Here is a 21,960-nt window from a genome sequence, read left to right as displayed (position 1 = left end):
CTCAGTCTCCTGCTTGAATGTCATTCATTACAATTGAGATTTCATCAGCTAAATGTATCTGACTAGTAAAAGCATACTCTGGAATAAAGCCAATATAATCTTTTTCATTCCACCATGAGCGCATTTTTTCTTTACCAAAAGAATATTCATGCCGTGTTTGATACCGCTTCATTGTTTCTTCAAATGGAATATCAAAATAGTAGGCATAAATTTGGCTACCAAAAAGTTCTTGTGCTTCTTTAAATAAGTCAGCATACCATTTTGCATTTAGGATTCCTTCTAAGATAGTGTAAGAGCAGTGATGATAACCGTATTCAAGCAAGTTTTCTAATAATGGCAAAGCAAATGTCTTTTCTCCGTCTTTAACATTCAGCATTTCCCTTCTAACTGTATCTTGCGGAATCAATAGTGTATTGTGCGGCAATCGATGGTGAATTTCTTTAGACAATGTAGTTTTGCCACTGCCAGAGTTTCCACGAATTATAATTAGTTTTGATATCATTAGAATTCCCTTCACAATAATTAAATAATTTTGATATATTTAATAAATGTAATACAATGGTATTACAAATAAGGAGATGATTTTATGGATAATATGATAGTAAGAAACAGTAGTGCATCTACTCGTGTATCAAAATCTGTTAAAGATAAGGCCATAAAGAATTTAGCTAAACGAGGAATAACACTTTCAGAATTTCTAAGATTCGCAGTTGGAAAAGCTGCTGATGATGATATTGAGTTACTTAATTTTCTCGATACACCAGAAGCTTTACAAGGAAAATCTGAAGTAGAAAATGGCAATATTGAAAAAATAGGTTCTTTAGACGATCTAGATAAATGGATGGATAACTTATGAAACAAGTAGAAGTCTATTTTTCTCCAACTTATAAAAAAGAATTAAAAAAACTAAAAAAGAAAAACTATCCAATTAAATTAATTACCCAGTGTTTAAAAGCAATAATTGCTCAAGATAATAAAATTCTAAAGAAAATTAAGCACCATTCTCTGCAAGGAAATTGGAAGGGATTTAACGAATTTCATCCTGGACGTTTAAGTTCTAATAGTAATCTGAATTATGATCAATGGATTGTAATTTATACTTTTTCAAAAAACAAATTAATACTTACCTTAGTTTCTACAGGCAATCATGAAATTCTTACTAAACATAAGCCAAAGACACTATTAAATAATAAACTTTGAAGATCAATTTCAATTAGAAGTTGATCTTTTTATATATGATAAAAAATTAGTTCACTGCATCTTTAACTGTTGCAGTCTTGCCAAACACATAATCCATACCGTGAATTTTAACAATAGGCAGCCTTTTCCCTCTTTGCCCCATCAATAAGCCTGCAGAACCCGCTAACATATCACAGATAGTTTCAACATTAGTTTTATCTTCATACCGACTTTTTCTTAAGCCAGAAATACCATACAGTCCAACTGCTACTTGAGTAGCACCTTTTTTATCAATTCTCCCATCACTATCGGTAATTATGATAGCTACTCTGACTTTTAATTGATCAAAAATATCTTCACTAATTTTCTTAGCAATTTCATCACAATTTCGGGGTAAAACCATTGCAGTATTCGCATCAAGTTTATCTACTCCTGCACTGGTTAAAAACAACCCATTCGGCAGCCACCCACCAATAAAGTTCTTAGATATCTGTAGTTTCTTACCATTCTTATCTTCGGTTTGATCAATTATAACCTGAATTAGTCTTGGATCTTTTCTGGGTATTTGCTGATGCAAACGTAAGGTTAATTGACTTGGATTAATAGATTTTAAATCAATAAACAGACCTGCAGATTTAGAAATCAACTTAGAAGCAATACATAAAACATCATTATTATGAAGAATAAAATTTTCATTTTTGATTGTTTTAATTATTTCTGTACCTAAATTGCAATTTTTCTCTATCTTAGGGAAATTATGCAATGCTTCAATTGTAATCATGACTATAACCACCAATCAGGTGTTAACCTGCCCAGAGTAGTAATTTCTTCCCTGTCGTAATCCATCAATACTTCAATATTTTTATAGTCTTTTTCCATAAGCTGTACCATAAATTCACGACAAGCTCCACACGGTGCGCCATTCTTTCCATTAGACATGATGGCTAAGACTCTCTTGAAATGATTTTCACCACAAGTGATCATGCTGAATAAAGCATTGCGTTCTGCACACACTCCTAAAGTACAAGCGGTATCAATACAAACCCCTGTATAAATTTTTCCTGTATTACTCAAAACAGCAGCTGCTACTCCGCCTGCTTCTAGATGATCAGATATTTGTCTAAATCCCTGTACACTTTTAGCTTCTTCATACATCTTTTGCCAAGTTTTATCTAACATTTTGTTTTTCCTTTATTAAAGGTATTGTTAGCAAAACAACACCAAAATACACTGCGGAGACAAAAAACATTACTTTTAAATCTCCAAATACTTTCATAATACTATTGCTTATAAATAATGAAATACTAACTAAGATCTCTGCAATAAATGAAACAGTTGAAAGCATAGTCGACTTATTGCTTTCTCCATAAATAGCTTCATTACTAGTAGCTGAAATTTGTCCTGACATCATTCCCATTAATAATTCAATTAATAGAAAAAGGCAAAGCAGTAAATATTTATTTTTTAGAGTCCCACTTAATATAAATGCTCCAATCATACTTCCAGTATTTAACAAAGTAATTCCTTTTGAATTAAGGAAAGTAGAAATTCTACTAAATAAAACCGAACCTAGAATTAGTGCACACATAAATAACGTATAAACCAGTGAAAGATTAAAGCCTAATTTCTCAACATAAATAATTGACCAATAGATAAGGATAAATTGCGTTCCACAATCATAGCCCACATTCAGCAACAATAATATCCAAAAGTTTCTTTTTCTAAAAAAGCCAACAATATTTTTAATATTATATTTATCTTTCTTTTTACTAGAAGCTCTATTATCTGAAAAGGATAAGAAACTTATCATGAACCAAATAAGGGTTGGGTATAACACAAGTCCAAGCATTGCAAACCATATCGGTGCAGTGTCTTTAATTCCAAATAGCCAAGTACCAATATTTCCACCAATTAAAGTAGTTAAATTCAAAACGATTACTTGCATCCCCATTAGTTTGCTACTAGGAGCAATTTCATTTTGTTCCTGTAAATCAGTTATGTAAGCAAGCAAAGTACCTGAATTAAGTGCCAAGCCAATACCATATAAAAGCTCTGCCATTGAAAAGAAAAAGAAGTTTCTAAATAGAATTAGAATGAAAAAACTCGTGGCAATAACTAAAGATGATAAAGCTAGAACTTTCAATCTTCCAACTTTATCCGCCAAATATCCGGCTGGAAGAAGCCCAAACATAATACCGATGTTTTGAAAAGATTTTATTGAACTAATATTTGCATTTGGGATTCCATTTTTAGCATAAAATAATGAAAAAATTCCTGACATTGATGATCGGAAAAGTGTAAAAACTGCTGTAAAAACTAAAAATAAAACTACAATTTTAAAGCTTACACTCTTTAACCTCATAATCATCAACTCCTATTATTTTTTCTTAAAAATCTATAACCTCTTCAACTATTTCTGCAATTTTCTTTGGATATTCAAAATGAATATAATGCGAATTACCCAATGTTATGACTTTAGATTTCGAATTATTTGAAGCATACTCTGACCGCTTATATTCATTTTCACGGTACTTCTCTGTAATAACAATAGCTGGTGTTTTATCGCTTATCCTAGTATCAGCTTTCCAAAATGAATCATTTTCGTAAGCTGCTTGTGCATTCAAATTATCTTTTTCATCAAATTTTTTTGCATTTTGTTCTGTAATTGCCCAAAACTTTTTATTTTCTTCTGGAGTGAAAAGTTCTCTAAGATCAGCTTCAATTTTTTCTTGAAGTTTTGCCATGTTTTTATTTTTCTCAATATAAGCCGGTTCCTTTGGAGGATTTAACATAATTTCTCTAGTAGTTGGTTCAATTCCTACAAAAGCCTTTAAATTATTGATCTTATCTTTCATTTGCATAGCATATACACCACCAATGCTATGAGACAAAATAATAACTTTTTCTGCTTTAAAATCATTAATAATTTTTGCTAATTCAGTAGCTTCATCTGCTACCGTATAGTCCTTTAAAGACGTACCACTGAAGCCACTATTCAAATAATCCGGTGCAAAATAACCATACTCATTTGGCAAAGATTCAATTACTTTTAAAAAGGATTGACCTGTACCAAAGCTACCAAAGCCATTCAAGAAAACAACTAATGGGTCTCCTTTTCGATATGCAAAATTAATTTTACCTAATTCAGTTTCAATCTCTCTTCTCTGCATAATGCTCCTTTCCTATTCGAATTCCGCTTGCCAGGTAGGATTATGATATGCCTTAAAGCACATCTCTACTTGTTCTTTTGATCCCTTGTCTTCACTTAATTCAGGCAAATTATCTAATGCAAAATATCCACTAGCAATTGTTTCATCATTTTCTGTGAAACTACCGCCTGTTGGTTTACATGAGAAAAATACTGTTGTAATCCCATAAGGATACATTCCCTTATAATGCTTATTACTGTCATGGATCGCAATTAATCTTTCAACAGCAATATCAATTCCAGCTTCTTCCTTGATTTCTTTGATTACATTTTCCTTAACAGAAAGATTCACTTCACACCAACCACCAGGAATTGACCAAGTACCATCATTTTCTTGAACAAGCAGAATTTTATTATCTTTAAAAATAGCTGCCCGAGTTCCAAGCTTAGGTGTTTGATATCCCACTTCGTTGCAGAAAAGTTCTTTTACCTTTTCAACTGGCAAACCAGATTTTTCTGCCATCATTTCAGCTGAAATATCGCGAATTTCTTGATATCTCTCTAAGTCAAAATTATCTTTCCCATACGTTAAGCCAGCTTGCGCCAAACTTTGAAGTCTCTTTGCCCAGTCAATAAGTTGATCCTGCTTCATAATTTGCTTCTTCTCTTGTTTATCCAAAATGTTATTCCTCCATAAAAAAGAGTAAAAAGTAATAAACTAATATAAAAATTAGGTGTAATGCTGTTCATTGTTACAGTTCTTCCTTTTGATACGTCAATTATTAATTGTACGCCGAAAATATTCGAGATCTGAAAAACATTAAAATTAATGAATAAATTTATCACAAAATAGAACATTAATAGGACAAAACATATTCCTATTCCTTTAATCATTAATTTAGATAAAACTTTCATAAACTTATTTCTCCAAATCTAAAACTAAAACAACTTCTTCTTCAATTCTCTCACCATTAGGTACAAAACCAGCAGCCTTATATAACTGTTGAGCGGCAACATTTGAAGGAACGTAAGAAAGATACACTTTATTTCCATTTCCTAAAGGCATCGTTTTCATATATTTAATAAGTGTAGCTAGCGCATCTACTCCTAATCCCTGATCTTGATATTTTTGATCAATCATAAAACGCCACAAGCAATAATTATTACGAGCAACTTTTGGTGCACCTTCCCAGTTGCATACATTAAAGTTAATCATTGCAAAGCCAACCAAATTATCTTTTTCATAAACAGCAAAGGTTTCAACTTTTTCACCTTCATTTTGAGTTGCGTATGCTTCTAACAAACTAGTCGCATTATCTGCAACATATTCTTTTTGATCTGACTTAACTTTAAGATTTACAACATCCCAAAGATTTTGATTAGTTACCTTTTTTAGTTCCATGTTTCTGTTCTCCTAACATTATTTTTTAAGATAAACTTTTTATGACCATTATTATCATTTTTTTGATATTCAAATCCACTTCGCTTAGCCACATTCTGACTTGCAAAATTTTGAGGATGAGTTCTTAAAATTAAATATTTGAGCCCTAATTGTTCAAATGCATACTTTTTAAGAAATTCGACAGATTCAGTCATAATTCCTAAGTGCTGAAAATCATTCGACAGCCAATATCCAACTTCACCTGACTCTGAATTTAAGTCATGTAAGTCAATCATGCCAGCTGGAATTTCATCAACTAAAATTACCAAATTAAATGCTGTACCATCAACCATTTTCTGTTGAAATTGCTTAATTGAATCTACTTCCTTTTGAACAGAATCAATTTTGTCAGCCCAAACTAACCATTTAGAAAATTCAATTAAATTTTTCTGCAGCTGATCAAATAAGTCTTTTGCCTGCCAAGTTTCAGGTAAAACTAATTCAACATCATATTTTCTAGTTTTAAAATTATGTAAAATAAACGGATATTTTCCCAATTTGTTCACCTCATTTGTTTATATTTTTGATTTAAATTAAATATTACTTAAGTATAATAATTTTTTCAATAGATTACTTATATTTTTTTCAGGTATTAAAAAGCAGAGATTTTTTACAATCTCTGCTTATAACTTATTTAGCTAATGTTTAAATAAACGAGAAAAAAATCCTTTCCTATTTTTCTCTTCCTGTTGCTTAGTTAGCTTTTCCATAGTTTCTTGCATTACCTGTGTTTGTTTAGTCTGTATTTTAAGAAATTCTTTCATATCATCTTGCTGTGTTTCATCTTTGTGTAATTTCTTATAGTGATTTCTAATTAAAGGTTCACCAACAAATTTATCAAACTTATCGATGTCAAGACGCATCCCATTGCCGTACTGTTCGATTGCAATTCCGGCTTCACGAGGAAACATATTAAAATAATTATCTAAAGTCTGATTAATATTTTCATACCCATTGGCTTTAAAATCATTAAAAATTGCTTTTGAAACGTGGAAATATTTATCATCACCATCTGTAAAGGCAATGTGTTCATAGTGATCATCTAAAATTAACATCTTCCAAGTAATTCGATTACGATCAATCTTATAATCATAATTACTGCCTAAAATATCTTTTAATCTATCGTAATAACCATATTTCCTTAACAAGTTAGATAAAATTTTTTTAGTTAAACTTAAATAATCATCGATTAAATTAGCCTCTTCTTCACCAGTAAGATTGACAAGACGTTTATTCAATTCATAAACAACGTATCGATAAATATGGTCATTGTTATCGTTAATTAACATATTATAGTTAATCTCTTGCTGATTCGATGGAAGCCATGGAGCTTCAAACGATAGATAATAAACACGTTTCGTAATTTCTTCCAGATTATTGATTTCCCTACTACCAGCATTATGATTCATCGCAAAAATGTTAATATTATGAATTCCTTGAATAGTGTTGGACCATTGTTTAATTGCATTAAGTGCAACCTTACTGTGTAAGAAATTACTGTTTAACTCATCAACAATCATTGGAGAAATAAAACGAGCAGAGTGCAAATAATTATCTAAGAATTTCACTGCCTTATCAGTTCTAGAAGCATTTCCGTCATTAATTTCGGTATATTGTAAACTATGCGAATTGTCCCCGGTAAATTTCTTAAAATAATCACGAACTAATAAAGTTTTTCCAGTTGTCCCACGTCCGATTAATACCATAGAAAGCGGAATTTGATCAGCACTTTTTGAAAAATTAGACTTACGATATATTTCTCTAATTTTCCAAATCATTGGAGCAGTCATTAAATAGATAAACGCCGAGAGTGCTTGGTGACTTTCATTTTTTACTTTGTTAAAGCGAAAACTTTCGATTATTCTTACAAAAGTCCGCACATCATCTTCAGTTACAAGATTTTCATCTACTTTAAGCGGATGGAATAATTTATTTTCATCTTCAACAATAATCTTATCTTCTTGATGTGCCCAAATAGGCTTGGGATATAGTTCACTTGCTTTTATTACTCTATTTTCTGAAGAATCACTAAAGTCTTGAAAAACAATTTTCTTAACTTCTTCTCTTGCCTTTTCTTCGTTTCGACGCTTATTTCCTTTTTCAGTAAAAAGCTCCTTAGCTACTTTTTGGACAGTTTCAGGATGAAGTTCATAAGTTTGTTCCTTTTGCTGAGCATCGTTGGTTATCTTAACAACGTCTGCTGGATTTACTTCAACGATATTCTGCTGAATCTTATCTACAACTTCATCAGCGATAATTGCCGTGATTTGTTTTCTCGTCTTGCCGTAAAGATTATTAATAATCTTTCTATCTAGATAATCAACACTATCTTTTTCGAAATTATGCTTAAAAAGCTTTTGATGCTCTTCATAAATTTTTAAATCTTGTAAATCATTCTTTTTACCATGATACATCCAAAGCATTTCATGATTATGCTTTAAAGCTTTTTGAGTAAGGTTCATTGATCCATTAAAGATAATAAAATCAGTTTTGTTTTCAACAATAAAGTATTTACTATGAAATAATTCATCTTTAGTAAATTTTAATTGCAAAGTTTGATTCTCAATTCGATCCAAAAAGTCAGCACTTACAGAAAGAAGTTCTTTAACTTTATTTGATACATTAAAAAGCTGATCTAAATTTTTACCAGTTTTTTGGTCTTCCATTCCTAAAATTAGATCAATTTGCTTAAAGCGTGGCATTAACTCTTTTTCAATTATCTTAAAACTACCAACAAAACTAACACCCTTAAAAGAGTCAAAGCCTTCAACCAGATTAAAAAAATCAGGTTGATTTAGCATTACCTTGTTCTTTAAATCATAAATAGTTAACATTTGTCCCTCCAATCGCACTATCGTACATATGTTCGTAATATTTTGATAAAATTATATCATAAACAAATTAAAAAAATAAGCTACAGAAAAATTTTTCTTAGCTTATTAATGCTATTTAAATTAAATGATTTTCTTTATACCATCGAATAAAATCTGAAAAGAAAGGTAGCGTAAAACTTACATATCCACGCTCTGGAGCATAGATTAATTGATCATCTAATAAACGTGCTCGATATACAGAAATATAATTTTTACTTTTCTTTAGCTCATCAACAATATAAGAAATTGGCACTATTGAACTCGGATATTGCGCCATTATATCTAGAAACTTTCGATCAGTACTTGAAATCTCAGTATATAATTTTTCATATGCATTTTGATACAAATCGGATTTAGATAAATCAATTACTTCGTTAGCAACTTGATTATTAATATCATCTTTACTTTCCTCCCAAGCATAATAACCTATTGTCTGAAATGCATAAGCATATCCTTTTACACCCTCAATTAGTCTTTTCATAACTAACGGAGAAATTGTCTTGTTTCCTCTCTTAAATGCCATTGTAAAATTATCTTCAACTGACATTTTATCAAGTGGCTTTAAATATATACGATTACTTCTCAGTAAAAAAGTTAATGTCTTTTCATGCTGTAAATCGGAAATTCTACTGGGAAGACCAGTCATAATTAATGAAATATCTAAATCATCCCCAATTAAAGTTTGATAAACTGAGGCAAAAGCTCTAACATCATCGCTTACTTCAATTTCGTCAATACCAACTAAAATAGAAATTCCTCTTTTTTTCAGCTTTACTAAAATATGTTTTAGAACGTCGCTATAATTTATTATTCCAATGTCTTCAACGGATTTAAAACTCATTCCATTACCAAATAAATTTATCCCTTGAATTGATTTTAAAACTTCTTTCCAATCAATACCTGAAATTTGTTGCAAACTGCTCAATAATTGAAAAAGCAGATTTCCTTGACCCAAGTTTAACCGAACAAAATAATGATTTTTCTCTTTTTCATAATTTCTTTGGACATTTAAAAGAAAAACTGTCTTTCCACTACCTCTAACTCCATAAACTAATGATGTCTGATACTTTGCATCACCTAGATTTAAATGAAAAATATAATTATTCATAATCGTCTGTTGATCTAGGACCATTGGCGGAATTCTTCCAAAACTTGGCATAAATGGATTTTTTAAAACTTCATTTTCTTGAACCATCAATCTCACCTCAGTCAATTAATAAGTATAAAATACAGATTTTATACTTATTTTATACTTATTTTATACTTAAGCAAATGATTTTATGCTTTTTTTATACTAGTTTTATACTTTACGGCAAATAAAAAAAGCAGGTTCATACAAGAATCTGCTTTAGTCTTACTAATTACTTATCAAACTTATCCAATCTAGTTTGACTTTGTGCGAATTTTCTTTCTTTTTCAATCCTAGTTAATAAATCTATTCGCTGATCTAATTCATCTTGCTCATAATCAGCCACTAATTCAATAAATGACTCATAATTATCCTCAATTTGTGCTTGTTTTAAAGCTTCCATATAAGCATTCGACTAATCTTATCTGGTTGAATATTAATTATCAAATAACCATGCTTTACTAATTCAAAATTCATTAAAAGTCGTGCAGTTCGACCATTTCCATCTCTAAAGGGATGAATAGTAACAAACTTTAAATGAAGCATAGCAGCTACTTTCACTGGGTGCTCTTTTCCTTCTACTTCTTGATACCACTGAATTAGCTTTTGCATGTCATTAGGAATATCACTTGGATCCGCATAATGTACTTCTGGTGCGCCATTAGGCCATACCTTAATTTGACGATACTGACCAGCCTCTGCTCGTTTAGTAGGATTATCAGAATAAGTTACAAGGCGATTAATATCACGAATAGTAATTTCGTCAAGAGGCAATTTTCCAATCGCTAATTCTTGAACATAATCGTAAGCTCTACTCAAATCAAGTGCTGCCAAATGATCTGCAAGCGGTTTTCCATGTGCTGTTAAACCAGTTTCTAATAAAGCAGCAGTTTCATACTTGGATAAAGAACTTCCTTTTATCACGAAGATCAGTTAATTTAGTATAAATTTGCATTCTATCACCTTAACTCTAAATTAATTGATAATATCTAACATAATTAATAATAAAACAAAACCTAGAAAAAATGATGATACATTATCCTTTTTCAGTAAATAAAATCATCAATTATTCTTGCCTAAAACTTTTGATTCTATAGCATCATCTTTCCAAATAAAGTTCGCGTAATTTATTTTCTAATTCAGGAGTCACATTTAGAACATCCCTTAAATAAGTTTCGAGATCTCCATATTCTTTTTCAATAGTTAAAAGAATTGTATCAAAAAGTGAATCAGATGCTGAACTTAAAATTCTCATGTTAGCTCTAAAAGTTAAACTTTTACCAGCTTCTTGAAATTTCTTATCTCTGACTGCGCGATATTCAGTCAAAATCTCATTTGACGCCAGATAATCCTGTCGTATTAATTCTAAGTCAACGCCTAAAATATATAAAACAAATAAGGCAACAAATCCGGTCCGATCTTTTCCCTCGGTGCAATGAAAAATAACTGCTCCTTCGTCAGTTTCAGACAATATTTTCAATACTTGACGAACAGTTTCTTGATCATGTATTTCAATAACATGATCTCTATAATGATCACACATCATTTTAAATGCAGCATACGGATTCTCATTATATAATTTTGCTTCTTGTTTTAAGTTGTTTTCTCCTCCTAATGTCCCTTCTTCACTAGAAAGTGGTAGAGAAATATTTTGAACGCCGTCAATTTGAGGATCAGGATGAGAAATGCTTTCTGCTTTTGAACGTAGGTCAATAATTTTAACCACACCGTAATCTTTTAGAAATTGCCTGTCTTCTGGCGACATTTTACTAAGATCGCCAGTTCTAAGTAAACGATGCATCTGGATTTTACGATTACTAAAACCAGTTAATCTCCCTAGTTCACGCGGATTAATGGCTGTTGTGATTGGTAATAGATTTGAGTACATATTGTTCCTCTGCTATTTGTTATGCTTTAAAACTGCTAGCCAAATTAAATAGCCTATTAAAATGATTAAACCAAATACTCCCCAGATAATTAAAGTAATATTTCTCATTTCAGGTGTTTGTACTACACCTGCACCGTCAATTTTTCTAACACAAAGAAATATACTAATCACTATAAATAAGATCAATACAATACTGCCACTAATTTTCCATGCTTTCATTTAGCATTACCTCTCAGAAATTCTAACAAAATATCAAAATTGCCATTAATAATCCCGATAATAAAAATATACCCAAAGTAACAGGCACACTTAATTTCTTCGAAAAAGCGTGATAAGCCAATATTAATAATAATGATTCTAAAATAAGTCGAATGATACTAGCATGTATTTTTAAAGGAAAAACTATAACTACAATTGGAATAATAACTGCTGCGGATAAATACCATTCTTTTGGAATTTTCTTAAACCAATCTTGGAATAAAAAATATACGACAGCTGCTAAATAAGGGAAAAATGCATTTACATCTACTTCCATAAAAATCTTCTCCTTAAAAATAAACTTTATAATCTATATATGTCTCTTAAAAGACTCAAAAGCCTGCAAAGCCAACTTTAATCGTGGAATATACCCCAGCCAGTCATAATCATTTCTACCTTTGTTATATTGAAAATTAAATGGCAGAAATGAAACTTCATTATAATTAACTATTATTTGGCTGTCTTTACAAATTAATGGCCATTCTGTATCCGTTAATATTTCTGTAGAATTTTCGGCGATTACTTTTCCAACGTTACTATCAAACGCGCAGCAACCTGCTAATAAATCAACATTATCAATTTTGAAAATTGTTGCAGCAACTTTATTAGTAATTCTTTCTGTTTCAATCCAAGTATCAGGATATGATTCAATATCTTGACTATTTCTTCCTATAATTCGATATTCATTCTTTAAATTTAATGTTGAAATAAAATTTTTAAATTCAGAATTTCGATTTAATAGTGCAACAATTACTTTATCAAAATCACAATAAAAATAATTATCTTTTTCACTAACGTTTTTTAATGCAAATTTCAAAACTTTTCTTCTAGCATCTGCTGCTCCATTTGGGAAAATTGTAAGATAATGAAAAGACTTCTTACTAAGGCTACCTTGGATTTTGGATGATGTTACATTACTTATTGTTAAGTAAACCTCATCAAAAATTGTTTGCACTTTATCACAAACATATTCTAAATTTTTTAAAGACACATCAGGATGGTGAACTGTTGATAATAAAATCTTTTTCATTTAGCATTACGCATCACTTTCAATTACCTTCTCAACAGCCGGTGCAATCAAATCTTCTTCCAATTCCATATCAACTGGCTTATACTCCATATCGATACATTCGTCCCAATATTCAATATGTTTCTTATCAATATAGCTTTCTGATTCTTCAACAGCATTTCCGCCTTCGCCTTGAACTGAATACCAGTAAAAATATGTATATCCATCTGGATTTTTTTCTTTGAACACACTCTCAATATACATCTTTTCCCCAGCCATTGTGGCTACAGTATCAGCATGATGTTCATTCAAAAAGTCCATCCACTCTTGAGCTTTAGCTTCTTTCCCTTTTTTAATTCTAAAACGAGTAAGTTCTATCTTAGTCATCAGTACTTATCTTCTTTCCATGCACATATTTTCGTTTTGCATTAATCGCCATTTTCTTAACAATGTCTTCACCAAGATCATTCCCAAGCATTTCAGAAATTCCTAATAGAAAAATGGCCACATCAGCAAGCTCTTCATTGATATTTTCTTGGTCCTCTTTAAGCCAAGCTTGAAACAGTTCATTTACTTCGCCGTACAACAAAAGAAGTTCAAATTTAACATCATTAGTATTAAAATTATGTTTTTTCTTATTTTCAATAACGGCTTTTTGTAATTGTTTAGTATCAATAATCATTTTAATTTACTTCATCTCCATCGTATCCTGTGAAAATTCTATTGGATACTCATTAGACCACTTTTCAACCACAGTTTTTACTACTTTAAAACCATATTTTTCATACAATATTTTGGCTGCCAAGTTATCAGTAAACACGTCTAATTTTATTGGTCTTTCTAATTGCTTTAAAGCAAACTCCATTAGCTTCTTTCCGACTCCATGCTTTTGAAAAGTTGGATCTACATATAAAAACGATAGTTCATGTGGTCGCAACCCAACGAATCCGACTATTTTTTCTTCTTTAGTGGCCACATAAATTTTGCATTTTAACAAATATCCTAAATATGGGGCATTCCCCAATTGGATAAACACTTGCTCCATATTAGCTGTCTTTAATTCCTGCAGTCGTGCCCTATCCATCACATGACACAATTGATCGAAATCAGAATTTTCATACTTTCTAATACACATTAGATATTAAAAGTCACTCCTAGCAAAATAAGCAGTACAATTGCCCACACGAATCCTACAATCAAACCCAAAATCCAAGCCAGCCACTTTTTCATCTTTTGACTAAATAACATTGTGGCCAAAACAAACACTGCACTTTCAGAGATAATTACTGGATAAGTAACCCAAGATTTTAAATTAAAAATTGGCAAAAGGAAACTAATAATTGTTGAAATAATAACTATAATGATCGGTACTCTTATAGAAGTATTTTCATTAAGTGAAACTACAAAGCCAATAATAATTGCAATAAATAAAGGTGAGGTATTAATAAACGATATTACATTTTCTTGCATTTACACTTCCTCCAAATTCTTTTATTAAAATAATATCTAATACTATTTTAATTTTCAACAAAATATGCTATATTATTTTCATCAAAGAAGAAACGACTAAATGAGTCACTTTGATGGGGTCTAGAAAGGTATATTTATGTCATTAAAGTTTGCTAACAAAAAGAAGCTAGCACTTTATGCCCTTTTGGCCTGCATAAGTGCTTGTGGTAATGTCGTCATCGCTTATGTCACGAAGATAATGCTTAACAGTGCTCAATATCATCGTGGCTCCTTAAGTCAATTAATTCTTATTGCTGCGTTAGGAGCAATTTCACTAATCATTATTATGTTTCTCAATTTTGCTTATAGATATTTACGCTCTGATATTACGCGAGATATCAACTTGAAGTTAAAAGAGAAAACTATCACTTATTTAATTGCTCAGCAAAATGATTCACAAAAAGACGGTCTAAATTTAATGACTAATGACCTTAAGCAAATCGAATCACTGAAAATTACGAATGAATTAATGATTATTTCTGAGATTGCTGCCTTTGTAATTTCGATTTTTGTTGGTCTAATCAATTCTTGGCTTCTAACTATCATTTTCGTTATTGCTACAATTATTCCTAGTTTTATTCAAAAATTTTTCATTAAGGATATTCAAAATAAATCTGCTATCTGGGAAAAGCAAAACGCCGAATATACTCAAGCCACAGTTGATGCAATTAATGGATCAAAAACAGCCATGCTGTATGACGCACAGATTCCTGTTATTTCTTATGTCATTAAGCAGGCGAAACAAATGGAAAATGCATTAAGAGCCTTAAACTACACTCAAGGAGCAATTTCTACGCTAATTATTACTATTGCTGATATCTTTAGCTTTATTATTCCATTCTTAGTTGGAGCAATGCTAATGTTTAACGGTCAAATTGGAGCTGGTACTTTAGTTATGATTGTTCAACTATCGAATGATTTCATTAATCCAATTACAATGATTTTTGACCAGCTTAATCAAATTTGTTCGACTAAACCGATTTGGGATAAAGTTAAACAGGCAATGAATTTCAAAGAATCTAATGCCACTTCTAAACCATCTCTCACGTTCAATGAATTAGAAGTTAAAGATTTAACCTACTCAATAAACAATAAAAAAGTTCTAAATAATGTTAACTTCAAAGTTAAGGCTGGAGAAAAAGTCCTATTAATGGCTCCCAGCGGCTTTGGTAAAACTACTCTCTTAAAACTTTTAGCAGGCCAGCTGACGCCGAGTGCTGGTTCCATTGTTATCGATCAAAATAATTTAACAGGCAATTGGCTAAAGTCTCATGATTACTTTGGCTATATTAATCAAAAGCCGTTCATGTTTGATCGCAGTCTTTTATTTAATTTAACCCTAGGTAAAAAATATTCAGAAGCTGAATTACAAAATGCAATTAAATTAGCTGGCTTGTACGAACTTGTTAATGAAAAAGGTCTCAATTACCAAATTGGTCAAAATGGTAATAATCTTTCTGGTGGTCAAATTCAAAGAGTCGAAATTGCTCGCGCTATTTTAGCTAGACGTCAAATTTTATTAGCGGATGAAGCAACGAGCGCTTTGGACATTGACTTATCATTACAGATTCATCAAACTCTACTGAAAAATCCTGATTTTGCAGTAATTGAAGTTGCTCACAAAATCTCTGATCAAGAAAAAGCAATGTTTGATCGAATTATTAAATTTAATAACTAATATATACAAAAGGACGTTGACTAAATTCAAGTCAATGCCCTTTTTGTCTTATTAGATGTTACCTAATAACAGCTCAGCTAAATTTTGATTATTTGATTAAACAGACCTTTATTTTCTTGATGCAATTGATGACTTACGAAAATAACCGTAGCATCTTTTAATTCATCTGGAATATCAGCTGCTTTTGTTAAATAGACATTCAAAACTAGGTCAATTTGCAGCTGATAATACTTCTTTTGTCTCGAATTCGGTAATTGATCGATATCCCTTTTGATTGTCAAAAGTTTTTGCTTATCTTTCTTTTCATACGCATCCCCTATTTCTTTCATAAAATCTCTCTTTTCCTGAGAACTAGAAAAATGAGCAAAGAAAGTTGAGCTATCAATATGATGTTTATTCCGAATAGCAATCAATTCATCTGCACTTATTTTGATGAATGTTTCGTTCAAACTTTGAATAATAAGAAGTTGAAACAATGCCAGCTGCCATCTCTGTTTGCGTTAAACCAAGTGATTGTCTTGTTTGTTTTAACAACTCGCCAATAGTCATTCCATACCCACCTTGTCTTCTATTTTTCTACAATTATAATCGATTTTTATCCACTTCAATAATTTCTATCTGAAAAATATTTAAAAAAACTATTTCATTTTACTAAAAATATTGGGATAATATAAGTCAAAATTAATGAAAGGAGTTAAAGTATCATGTTAATGCGAATTTTACTAATTGTTTTAGTGATTTTACTTTTTGTTCTATTGGCTTTAAGTTTTCATATTGTTCCGCAAAATTACGAGGGCTTAGTTAAAACTCTAGGTAAGTACTCACGCACTGTAAAGGCAGGCTTTGTGATGATTTTCCCTGGAGTTCAGAGAATTAGAAAAGTGTCGTTAGCTCTGCAGCCTTTAGAAATTTCTAAATACCGAATTATTACTAAAGATAACGCGGAAATTACTACCAGCTTAACTTTAAACTATCTTGTTACAGATTCTTACAAATACTCCTACAACAACACGGATTCTGTTGAATCAATGGTGCAATTAATTCGCGGTCACCTTCGTGACATTATTGGTCGAATGGAATTAAATGAAACTTTAGGTTCAACTAGTCAGATTAACGCGCAACTTGCGGAAGCAATTGGCGATTTGACTGATATTTACGGCATTCGCGTTGTTCGTGTCAATGTTGATGAATTGCTTCCTAGTCCAGAAATTCAAAAGGCAATGGATAAGCAATTAACGGCCGACCGTGAAAAGACTGCTGCTATTGCACGTGCTGAAGGTGAAGCTAGAAATATCGAATTAACGACTAAGGCAAAAAATGATGCCTTAGTTGCTACAGCCAAGGCAAATGCGGAAGCAATTAAAACTCAAGCTGATGCGGATGCCTACCGAATTAAGAAATTACAAGAATCACTTGATAACGCTGGCGAAGGCTACTTTAGAAATCAAAGTCTTGATAGCTTCAACCAACTTGCTCAAGGTCCCAACAATTTGATTGTTGTTGACAAAGATGAAATTAGTGATCTAGGAAAAATTCCGACCGCTAAAAAATCTGGGATCAAAGCAAAAATAAAGATTGAAAAATCAAAGACTTCTAACTTTTTAAGCTAGGAGCCTTTTGCTTTTCTAAGAAAGGATCAACTAATGGAAATCAACCGCAAAGAATTAAGAAAAACTGCTCGCAAACAGCTAAAAGGCAACTGGCTGTGGGTAATTGGATTATTAATTATTCCTGGTATTATTAACTTACTTCTCGAATACGTAACTAACTATATTTGGACTGGTAGTTTTAATACTGATAATCTTTTTCTTGTCTCATGGTGGCGAGGCTTAGGATGGAGCATATTTACTATCATTACCGGTTTAATTGCTACGATGATTGCTTGGGGAGTTCAGTATGCAACATTAGCTTTTAGAGATACAGGTGAAAAGCCCAATATTTTTAAAGCAATGTTTTCTAGTTTTACTAATGGCTATTTTTCTAAAACATTTCTTACCAGCTTGCTAACTACCCTATTTACTTTTTTCTGGGGTCTTTTATTAATAATTCCTGGTATCATTAAAAGATTTTCTTACGCAATGGCACCTTACATTATGAAGGATATGATTGATTCAAAATACGAAATGACTGCAACAGAAGCGATAAGTGAATCACGCAAGGTTATGAAAGGCAATAAAACTACCTTATTCATCATTTGGTTAACTTTTAATATTTGGTATTTTATTACTGGTTTAGCGGGAATAATTATCGCTTTTCTTTCTCTAAAACCATTTAGTAAACCTATGTTAGCTGATATTGCTTTTCAAGCATTGTTTGCATTTTTAATTGCAATCATTCTAATCGCTATCATCAACTTTTTACTCTCTCTTTACCTTCAACCATACTATCGTCAAACTGTTGCTAACTTTTATCGCACCTTAGTAGGCGATAAATATCTTAAGAAAGAGGAAAACTAAATAAGATATCAGAAAAATACGATCTAAGACTCACTGCCCTAGATCGTATTTTTAGGAATACGGATAATAATGCTCTGATTTTGATTGAAATTCTTTTACACTCTTAATTTTATTTTGATTATCAAACTCAACAAGTGATACTCCATCGAATTCACTTATTTTATCATGATAATTGCATTTAAAATACCATTCTACAATTGCTGCATTTCTTATAATTAATATTTTTTTGATTGGCCATTTAAGAACTTTTTCCTCTTTATTCCAATCACGAAACCAAGTTAAAATTTCTCTTTTATTTCTATAAATTGGGCCATAGCACTCACTATACGTTGCATTCTCAGCAAATAAGTTCTTACATAAATTTATATCTTTTTTAAGCCCACTACAGAAATATTGCCCAATTACATCTTCTTTTGTCATTAAACAGCTGTCCATTTCTTATTGTGAAAATGAGTAAATAAATTCTTATTTTCTCTTAAAAGTTGCACAATCCCCTGCTTATCTATTAATTCTATTTGACTATCCTTTAAAAACTGTATAATTGTAGCAAGCTTTTGATAGTCGATATTCCCTAAAGACAATGTGTATTTCTGTCCATCTTTTGTATCAAGATATAAGTTAAGGTAATCTGGATTAAAGTCAACAGGACTTATTCTGATATTCTTTTTATAGATAATTTCTGCATTTTCAATATTAGGCAACTTTATCATTTGCTCGTCTTTTTTATGCAAACCCAACAGTTGCATCAATTTAATAGCATCATTATTGCTATAAGAAGTAATCTTTACTTCTTCCTTATTAATTCTCCAATAGGAATTAAAGCATGTCGGCAAAGTAATAAAAATTCCTAGTATCAAAACAATTAGAAATACCCACCAAGGCAAATAACCAAAGCCAGTAACAAATAATGAAAGTATAACAATTGTAGTTGCTCCGATTAAAACATGGCTAATTTTTACCGGTTTACCAATAATTATTTCATTTGCATTTTTCATCTCAATCGCCTTCTTCTGTCATCATCTATATTATAGAGCGCTTTCAAAAAATACTACTATAATAAATAATCAAGGAGTCCATTATGGAAAAAGTTAGTTTAACCCAATTTACAGAAAACTCGTTAAAAGAAGTTTGGCAACAAGGTTTTTCAGTCAATCAACCTGCATGGACCAAATTTAATGAACCGTACTTTAATGATTATCAAAAATTTACAGATTTTAAATCATTCAAAGAAAGTCCTATCGCTAAATTTTTATTAAGCGAAGAATGTCGCTGTATTACAGTAAACAATCAACCAATTGGTATGGTTTCAAAAGATTGGATTGATAAACAAACACGCTGGCTTGAAATCGGAATTGTGATCTATGACTCAAGCAAATGGAGTGGCGGATATGGCACAACTGCACTACAAATTTGGATTAATCACATTTTTCAAAATACTAATAAATTGGAACATATCGGATTAACAACCTGGTCTGGTAATCCTTCGATGATGCACGTTGCAGAAAAGCTTGGCTTTCAAAAGGAAGCTCAAATTAGAAAAGTACGATATTACAATGGAAAATATTATGATTCCATGAAATATGGAATATTAAGGGATGAGTGGAAAAATGTCTGTAAAAATTAAAAAGATTAAAAATAATCAATACATTGTTCGTTGCGATGAACAAGATATAGGCACTATTACTACCTACCATAACGAATTTCATAATAAGTATCTTTACCTAAAATTTAACCTGACTAAATATCCTCCTTACTTCCCGTTTAATGAAATTAAACAAGCCGAAGGTCAATCCCTTCAAGTAATGACTGATTCGACTAATGCAGATTTAGTCAATTTATTGCTTAGAAATGACTTTAAATGTAAACGTCATTGTTATACTCCAAAAGTAACTAAAAACGATTTGAGGATAAAACTAAACTCTACCTATTCTCTTTATCCCTTTGATATTAACAATAAAAACTATGGAAAACTTTGTCATTTACTATATAAATATTATCAAGCAACGCATCAAGCCGTCTCTCCGTTAACTGTTTCTGAGGATACTTTTGTTAAAGAAATTCCTACCAAAACTGGCTACTATAGTAGAAATGAAGAAGGTACAATTGAAAATTTCGTTTTTACTGAGAAAAACGAAATAGCTTATATCTGTTCGTTTAATGAAAAATTCTGTGATCCATTCATTCAAGCTAGTTTAAGCAAATTGTTCAATAAGTATTCCTCCATTTTCTTTGAAGCAGACGATACAGATTGGGTAGCAAGTAGAGTACTTAATTGTTTTAACGTTGATAAAGAAATTAGTTTTAATACTTATATTTATGAATAACTCACTATGCCAGAGTTTTGAACTTATAATAAAAATAATGTAACTTAAAAATTTTTGGAAAGAATTAAATATGAAACTCGGTCTTATTCAAGCTAGTTCTCAAAAAGAAAAGAACAAAACTTTAGAACATTATTTAAATGAAGCAATTAATTCAAACGATGAATTAATTAATTTCGGTATTTATCCAAATAGCAAGATTGAGTTATCCTATGTTTCAAGTTTCACTAGCAATTGCTTTATTAATTAACAGTCGTTCTTTAGACTGCGTCGTTACTGGCTGTATATCATGTCAAGGAATGATGCTAGACTGCAATCCTTTCCCTAATATCCAATGTGGCTATCTTCCTACCCCGCAAGATGCTTTTCTGTTTAGCCATATTAACAATGGCAATGTCACTTCTTTTCCCTACTGCATGGCCTTCAAAATAATCTAGTTTCTTGCCAATCAATTCTAAAAATCGATGATATTGAGCGTCAATTTCAGCTACTACTTCATCTAAGTTAGTAAAATCTGATTTGCCATTAGTAATATCAGTATGCATCCCGAAATCAATAATTGATGAGCAAATCCTTATCATAACCCTTAACCAGAATCACCATTACCGTATCATCAAGTTTATTCTGCTTAAGCACATTATCGTCAACTGAAATCAATTTTTCTCCTTGATGAACATAATCACCTTGATTTATACAAGAAGTAAACCTTTTCCTTTTAAGTCAACAGTATCAATCCCAATATGAATTAAAATTTCCTGTCCTTCCCTATTTCTCAATCCTATGGCATGTTTGGTAGTAAGCAATGACATGACTTTTGCATCAGCTGGTGCATAAACATCAAAAGTTGAGCTTTGCACATTTGGTACAAATACCAACCCATCACCCATCATTTTTTTAGCAAAAACTGGGTCTTTTACTTTCTCTAATTCAATTAACTTTCCAGAAATCGGAGCAACAACATTTATCTTCTCTTTTTTCTTAAACAAACTAAACATTTTTAACCTTTCTAGTTTGCTCAGCCACAAAAAAACTCCTTGAAGCATCACAAACAAACCTAGAAATATCTCTATT

Annotated in this window: 32 protein-coding genes and 2 pseudogenes; 9 read left to right on the top strand and 25 right to left on the bottom strand. The window is 31.2% G+C overall.

Features of this window, described 5'->3' with window-relative positions; translation table 11 throughout:
- Position 1: 1 nt before the first annotated feature.
- Entirely contained in the window at positions 2–502 is a 501-nt protein-coding gene (locus tag FD18_RS06720; protein WP_057719174.1) for a kinase, read from the bottom strand.
- An 84-nt stretch (positions 503–586) separates the two neighbouring features.
- On the opposite strand from FD18_RS06720, the gene FD18_RS10195 reads away from it, so the two are divergent.
- Both FD18_RS10195 and FD18_RS06710 read left to right on the top strand, forming a co-directional pair.
- Positions 587–856 carry a hypothetical protein gene (locus tag FD18_RS10195; protein ID WP_008470295.1) on the top strand — a complete coding sequence of 90 codons (270 nt, stop codon included), beginning with the start codon at positions 587–589 and terminating at the stop codon, positions 854–856.
- Complete coding sequence (locus tag FD18_RS06710; protein ID WP_057719173.1) at positions 853–1,200, top strand: type II toxin-antitoxin system mRNA interferase toxin, RelE/StbE family; 348 nt, start codon at positions 853–855, stop codon at positions 1,198–1,200. Before FD18_RS10195 ends, FD18_RS06710 begins: the two co-directional genes overlap by 4 nt.
- 46 nt (positions 1,201–1,246) lie before the next feature.
- On the opposite strand, the gene FD18_RS06705 is transcribed toward FD18_RS06710, so the two are convergent.
- The 19 genes from FD18_RS06705 to FD18_RS06615 form a co-directional block, all read right to left on the bottom strand.
- Positions 1,247–1,960, bottom strand: coding sequence for a coenzyme F420-0:L-glutamate ligase (locus FD18_RS06705; protein ID WP_057719172.1), 714 nt, complete (start codon positions 1,958–1,960; stop codon positions 1,247–1,249).
- 2 nt (positions 1,961–1,962) lie between these two features.
- A complete protein-coding gene (locus FD18_RS06700) occupies positions 1,963–2,358 on the bottom strand; it encodes a cytidine deaminase family protein (protein WP_200953891.1) in 396 nt (131 codons plus the stop codon).
- A complete protein-coding gene (locus FD18_RS10190) occupies positions 2,348–3,541 on the bottom strand; it encodes an MFS transporter (RefSeq protein ID WP_057719171.1) in 1,194 nt (397 codons plus the stop codon). Before FD18_RS10190 ends, FD18_RS06700 begins: the two co-directional genes overlap by 11 nt.
- Positions 3,542–3,566: 25 nt before the next feature.
- Positions 3,567–4,349, bottom strand: coding sequence for an alpha/beta hydrolase (locus FD18_RS06690; protein WP_057719170.1), 783 nt, complete (start codon positions 4,347–4,349; stop codon positions 3,567–3,569).
- A gap of 12 nt (positions 4,350–4,361) precedes the next feature.
- Complete coding sequence (locus tag FD18_RS06685) at positions 4,362–4,982, bottom strand: NUDIX hydrolase N-terminal domain-containing protein (protein WP_162257038.1); 621 nt, start codon at positions 4,980–4,982, stop codon at positions 4,362–4,364.
- A 264-nt stretch (positions 4,983–5,246) separates the two neighbouring features.
- The gene (locus FD18_RS06675) at positions 5,247–5,729 is read right to left on the bottom strand and encodes a GNAT family N-acetyltransferase (protein ID WP_057719168.1); all 483 of its coding nucleotides are present in this window, start codon (positions 5,727–5,729) and stop codon (positions 5,247–5,249) included.
- Entirely contained in the window at positions 5,720–6,265 is a 546-nt protein-coding gene (locus tag FD18_RS06670; protein ID WP_057719167.1) for a GNAT family N-acetyltransferase, read from the bottom strand. Before FD18_RS06670 ends, FD18_RS06675 begins: the two co-directional genes overlap by 10 nt.
- A gap of 141 nt (positions 6,266–6,406) precedes the next feature.
- A complete protein-coding gene (locus FD18_RS06665) occupies positions 6,407–8,602 on the bottom strand; it encodes a phospholipase D family protein (RefSeq protein WP_057719166.1) in 2,196 nt (731 codons plus the stop codon).
- A gap of 115 nt (positions 8,603–8,717) precedes the next feature.
- Complete coding sequence (locus FD18_RS06660; protein WP_057719165.1) at positions 8,718–9,836, bottom strand: hypothetical protein; 1,119 nt, start codon at positions 9,834–9,836, stop codon at positions 8,718–8,720.
- Between the two features lie 166 nt (positions 9,837–10,002).
- Complete coding sequence (locus FD18_RS10185; RefSeq protein ID WP_003648894.1) at positions 10,003–10,173, bottom strand: hypothetical protein; 171 nt, start codon at positions 10,171–10,173, stop codon at positions 10,003–10,005.
- A complete protein-coding gene (locus FD18_RS06655) occupies positions 10,161–10,694 on the bottom strand; it encodes a Fic family protein (protein WP_235499900.1) in 534 nt (177 codons plus the stop codon). The genes FD18_RS10185 and FD18_RS06655 overlap by 13 nt, the downstream gene beginning before the upstream one ends.
- Positions 10,695–10,869: 175 nt before the next feature.
- Positions 10,870–11,658: a tyrosine-protein phosphatase gene (locus FD18_RS06650; protein ID WP_057719164.1), complete on the bottom strand. Its 789-nt coding sequence runs from the start codon at positions 11,656–11,658 to the stop codon at positions 10,870–10,872.
- Positions 11,659–11,670: 12 nt separating this feature from the next.
- Positions 11,671–11,877: a DUF3923 family protein gene (locus tag FD18_RS06645; RefSeq protein ID WP_057719163.1), complete on the bottom strand. Its 207-nt coding sequence runs from the start codon at positions 11,875–11,877 to the stop codon at positions 11,671–11,673.
- A gap of 22 nt (positions 11,878–11,899) precedes the next feature.
- On the bottom strand, positions 11,900–12,193 hold the full coding sequence (locus FD18_RS06640) for a hypothetical protein (protein WP_057719162.1): 294 nt from the start codon (positions 12,191–12,193) through the stop codon (positions 11,900–11,902).
- A 33-nt stretch (positions 12,194–12,226) separates the two neighbouring features.
- Positions 12,227–12,946, bottom strand: coding sequence for a hypothetical protein (locus tag FD18_RS06635; protein ID WP_057719161.1), 720 nt, complete (start codon positions 12,944–12,946; stop codon positions 12,227–12,229).
- 6 nt (positions 12,947–12,952) lie between these two features.
- A complete protein-coding gene (locus FD18_RS06630; RefSeq protein ID WP_057719160.1) occupies positions 12,953–13,312 on the bottom strand; it encodes a DUF6176 family protein in 360 nt (119 codons plus the stop codon).
- Positions 13,305–13,607: a MazG-like family protein gene (locus FD18_RS06625; protein WP_057719159.1), complete on the bottom strand. Its 303-nt coding sequence runs from the start codon at positions 13,605–13,607 to the stop codon at positions 13,305–13,307. Before FD18_RS06625 ends, FD18_RS06630 begins: the two co-directional genes overlap by 8 nt.
- A 6-nt stretch (positions 13,608–13,613) precedes the next feature.
- Positions 13,614–14,060 carry a GNAT family N-acetyltransferase gene (locus FD18_RS06620; RefSeq protein ID WP_057719158.1) on the bottom strand — a complete coding sequence of 149 codons (447 nt, stop codon included), beginning with the start codon at positions 14,058–14,060 and terminating at the stop codon, positions 13,614–13,616.
- The gene (locus tag FD18_RS06615; RefSeq protein ID WP_057719157.1) at positions 14,060–14,395 is read right to left on the bottom strand and encodes a hypothetical protein; all 336 of its coding nucleotides are present in this window, start codon (positions 14,393–14,395) and stop codon (positions 14,060–14,062) included. The genes FD18_RS06620 and FD18_RS06615 overlap by 1 nt, the downstream gene beginning before the upstream one ends.
- Before the next feature lie 136 nt (positions 14,396–14,531).
- Between FD18_RS06615 and FD18_RS06610 the strand changes: the two genes are divergently transcribed.
- Positions 14,532–16,112, top strand: a complete 1,581-nt coding sequence (locus tag FD18_RS06610; protein ID WP_057719156.1) for an ATP-binding cassette domain-containing protein — start codon at positions 14,532–14,534, stop codon at positions 16,110–16,112.
- Positions 16,113–16,189: 77 nt separating this feature from the next.
- On the opposite strand, the gene FD18_RS10180 is transcribed toward FD18_RS06610, so the two are convergent.
- Complete coding sequence (locus FD18_RS10180; RefSeq protein WP_235499899.1) at positions 16,190–16,441, bottom strand: hypothetical protein; 252 nt, start codon at positions 16,439–16,441, stop codon at positions 16,190–16,192.
- Between the two features lie 85 nt (positions 16,442–16,526).
- On the bottom strand, positions 16,527–16,661 hold the full coding sequence (locus tag FD18_RS10175) for a helix-turn-helix domain-containing protein (protein ID WP_235499898.1): 135 nt from the start codon (positions 16,659–16,661) through the stop codon (positions 16,527–16,529).
- A 155-nt stretch (positions 16,662–16,816) separates the two neighbouring features.
- On the opposite strand from FD18_RS10175, the pseudogene FD18_RS06600 reads away from it, so the two are divergent.
- Together FD18_RS06600 and FD18_RS06595 are read left to right on the top strand one after the other, a co-directional pair.
- A pseudogene (locus tag FD18_RS06600) lies at positions 16,817–17,691 on the top strand (SPFH domain-containing protein).
- Between the two features lie 64 nt (positions 17,692–17,755).
- Positions 17,756–18,568 (top strand): DUF975 family protein, encoded by an 813-nt coding sequence (locus tag FD18_RS06595; protein ID WP_057719155.1) that lies wholly within the window; start codon positions 17,756–17,758, stop codon positions 18,566–18,568.
- Between the two features lie 51 nt (positions 18,569–18,619).
- Here FD18_RS06595 and FD18_RS06590 read toward each other — a convergent pair whose 3' ends face one another.
- Positions 18,620–18,988, bottom strand: a complete 369-nt coding sequence (locus FD18_RS06590) for a nuclear transport factor 2 family protein (protein WP_057719154.1) — start codon at positions 18,986–18,988, stop codon at positions 18,620–18,622.
- Positions 18,988–19,563 (bottom strand): hypothetical protein, encoded by a 576-nt coding sequence (locus FD18_RS06585; protein WP_057719153.1) that lies wholly within the window; start codon positions 19,561–19,563, stop codon positions 18,988–18,990. Before FD18_RS06585 ends, FD18_RS06590 begins: the two co-directional genes overlap by 1 nt.
- A gap of 83 nt (positions 19,564–19,646) precedes the next feature.
- On the opposite strand from FD18_RS06585, the gene FD18_RS06580 reads away from it, so the two are divergent.
- The 4 genes from FD18_RS06580 (at position 19,647) to FD18_RS10165 (ending at position 21,326) form a co-directional block, all read left to right on the top strand.
- Positions 19,647–20,192 carry a GNAT family N-acetyltransferase gene (locus FD18_RS06580; RefSeq protein ID WP_057719152.1) on the top strand — a complete coding sequence of 182 codons (546 nt, stop codon included), beginning with the start codon at positions 19,647–19,649 and terminating at the stop codon, positions 20,190–20,192.
- Positions 20,176–20,892 carry a GNAT family acetyltransferase gene (locus tag FD18_RS06575; protein ID WP_235499897.1) on the top strand — a complete coding sequence of 239 codons (717 nt, stop codon included), beginning with the start codon at positions 20,176–20,178 and terminating at the stop codon, positions 20,890–20,892. The genes FD18_RS06580 and FD18_RS06575 overlap by 17 nt, the downstream gene beginning before the upstream one ends.
- A 70-nt stretch (positions 20,893–20,962) precedes the next feature.
- Entirely contained in the window at positions 20,963–21,139 is a 177-nt protein-coding gene (locus tag FD18_RS10170; RefSeq protein ID WP_235499896.1) for an RpiB/LacA/LacB family sugar-phosphate isomerase, read from the top strand.
- Entirely contained in the window at positions 21,102–21,326 is a 225-nt protein-coding gene (locus FD18_RS10165; RefSeq protein WP_235499895.1) for an RpiB/LacA/LacB family sugar-phosphate isomerase, read from the top strand. The genes FD18_RS10170 and FD18_RS10165 overlap by 38 nt, the downstream gene beginning before the upstream one ends.
- A gap of 115 nt (positions 21,327–21,441) precedes the next feature.
- Here the strand turns inward: FD18_RS10165 and FD18_RS06565 are convergent.
- Positions 21,442–21,884: pseudogene (locus tag FD18_RS06565) on the bottom strand (PTS sugar transporter subunit IIA).
- Between the last annotated feature and the right edge of the window lie 76 nt (positions 21,885–21,960).

Origin of the sequence: Lactobacillus taiwanensis DSM 21401 (genome assembly GCF_001436695.1) — a bacterium.
Lineage (GTDB): Bacteria > Bacillota > Bacilli > Lactobacillales > Lactobacillaceae > Lactobacillus > Lactobacillus taiwanensis.
This window is presented reverse-complemented; position numbering and strand designations above follow the sequence as displayed.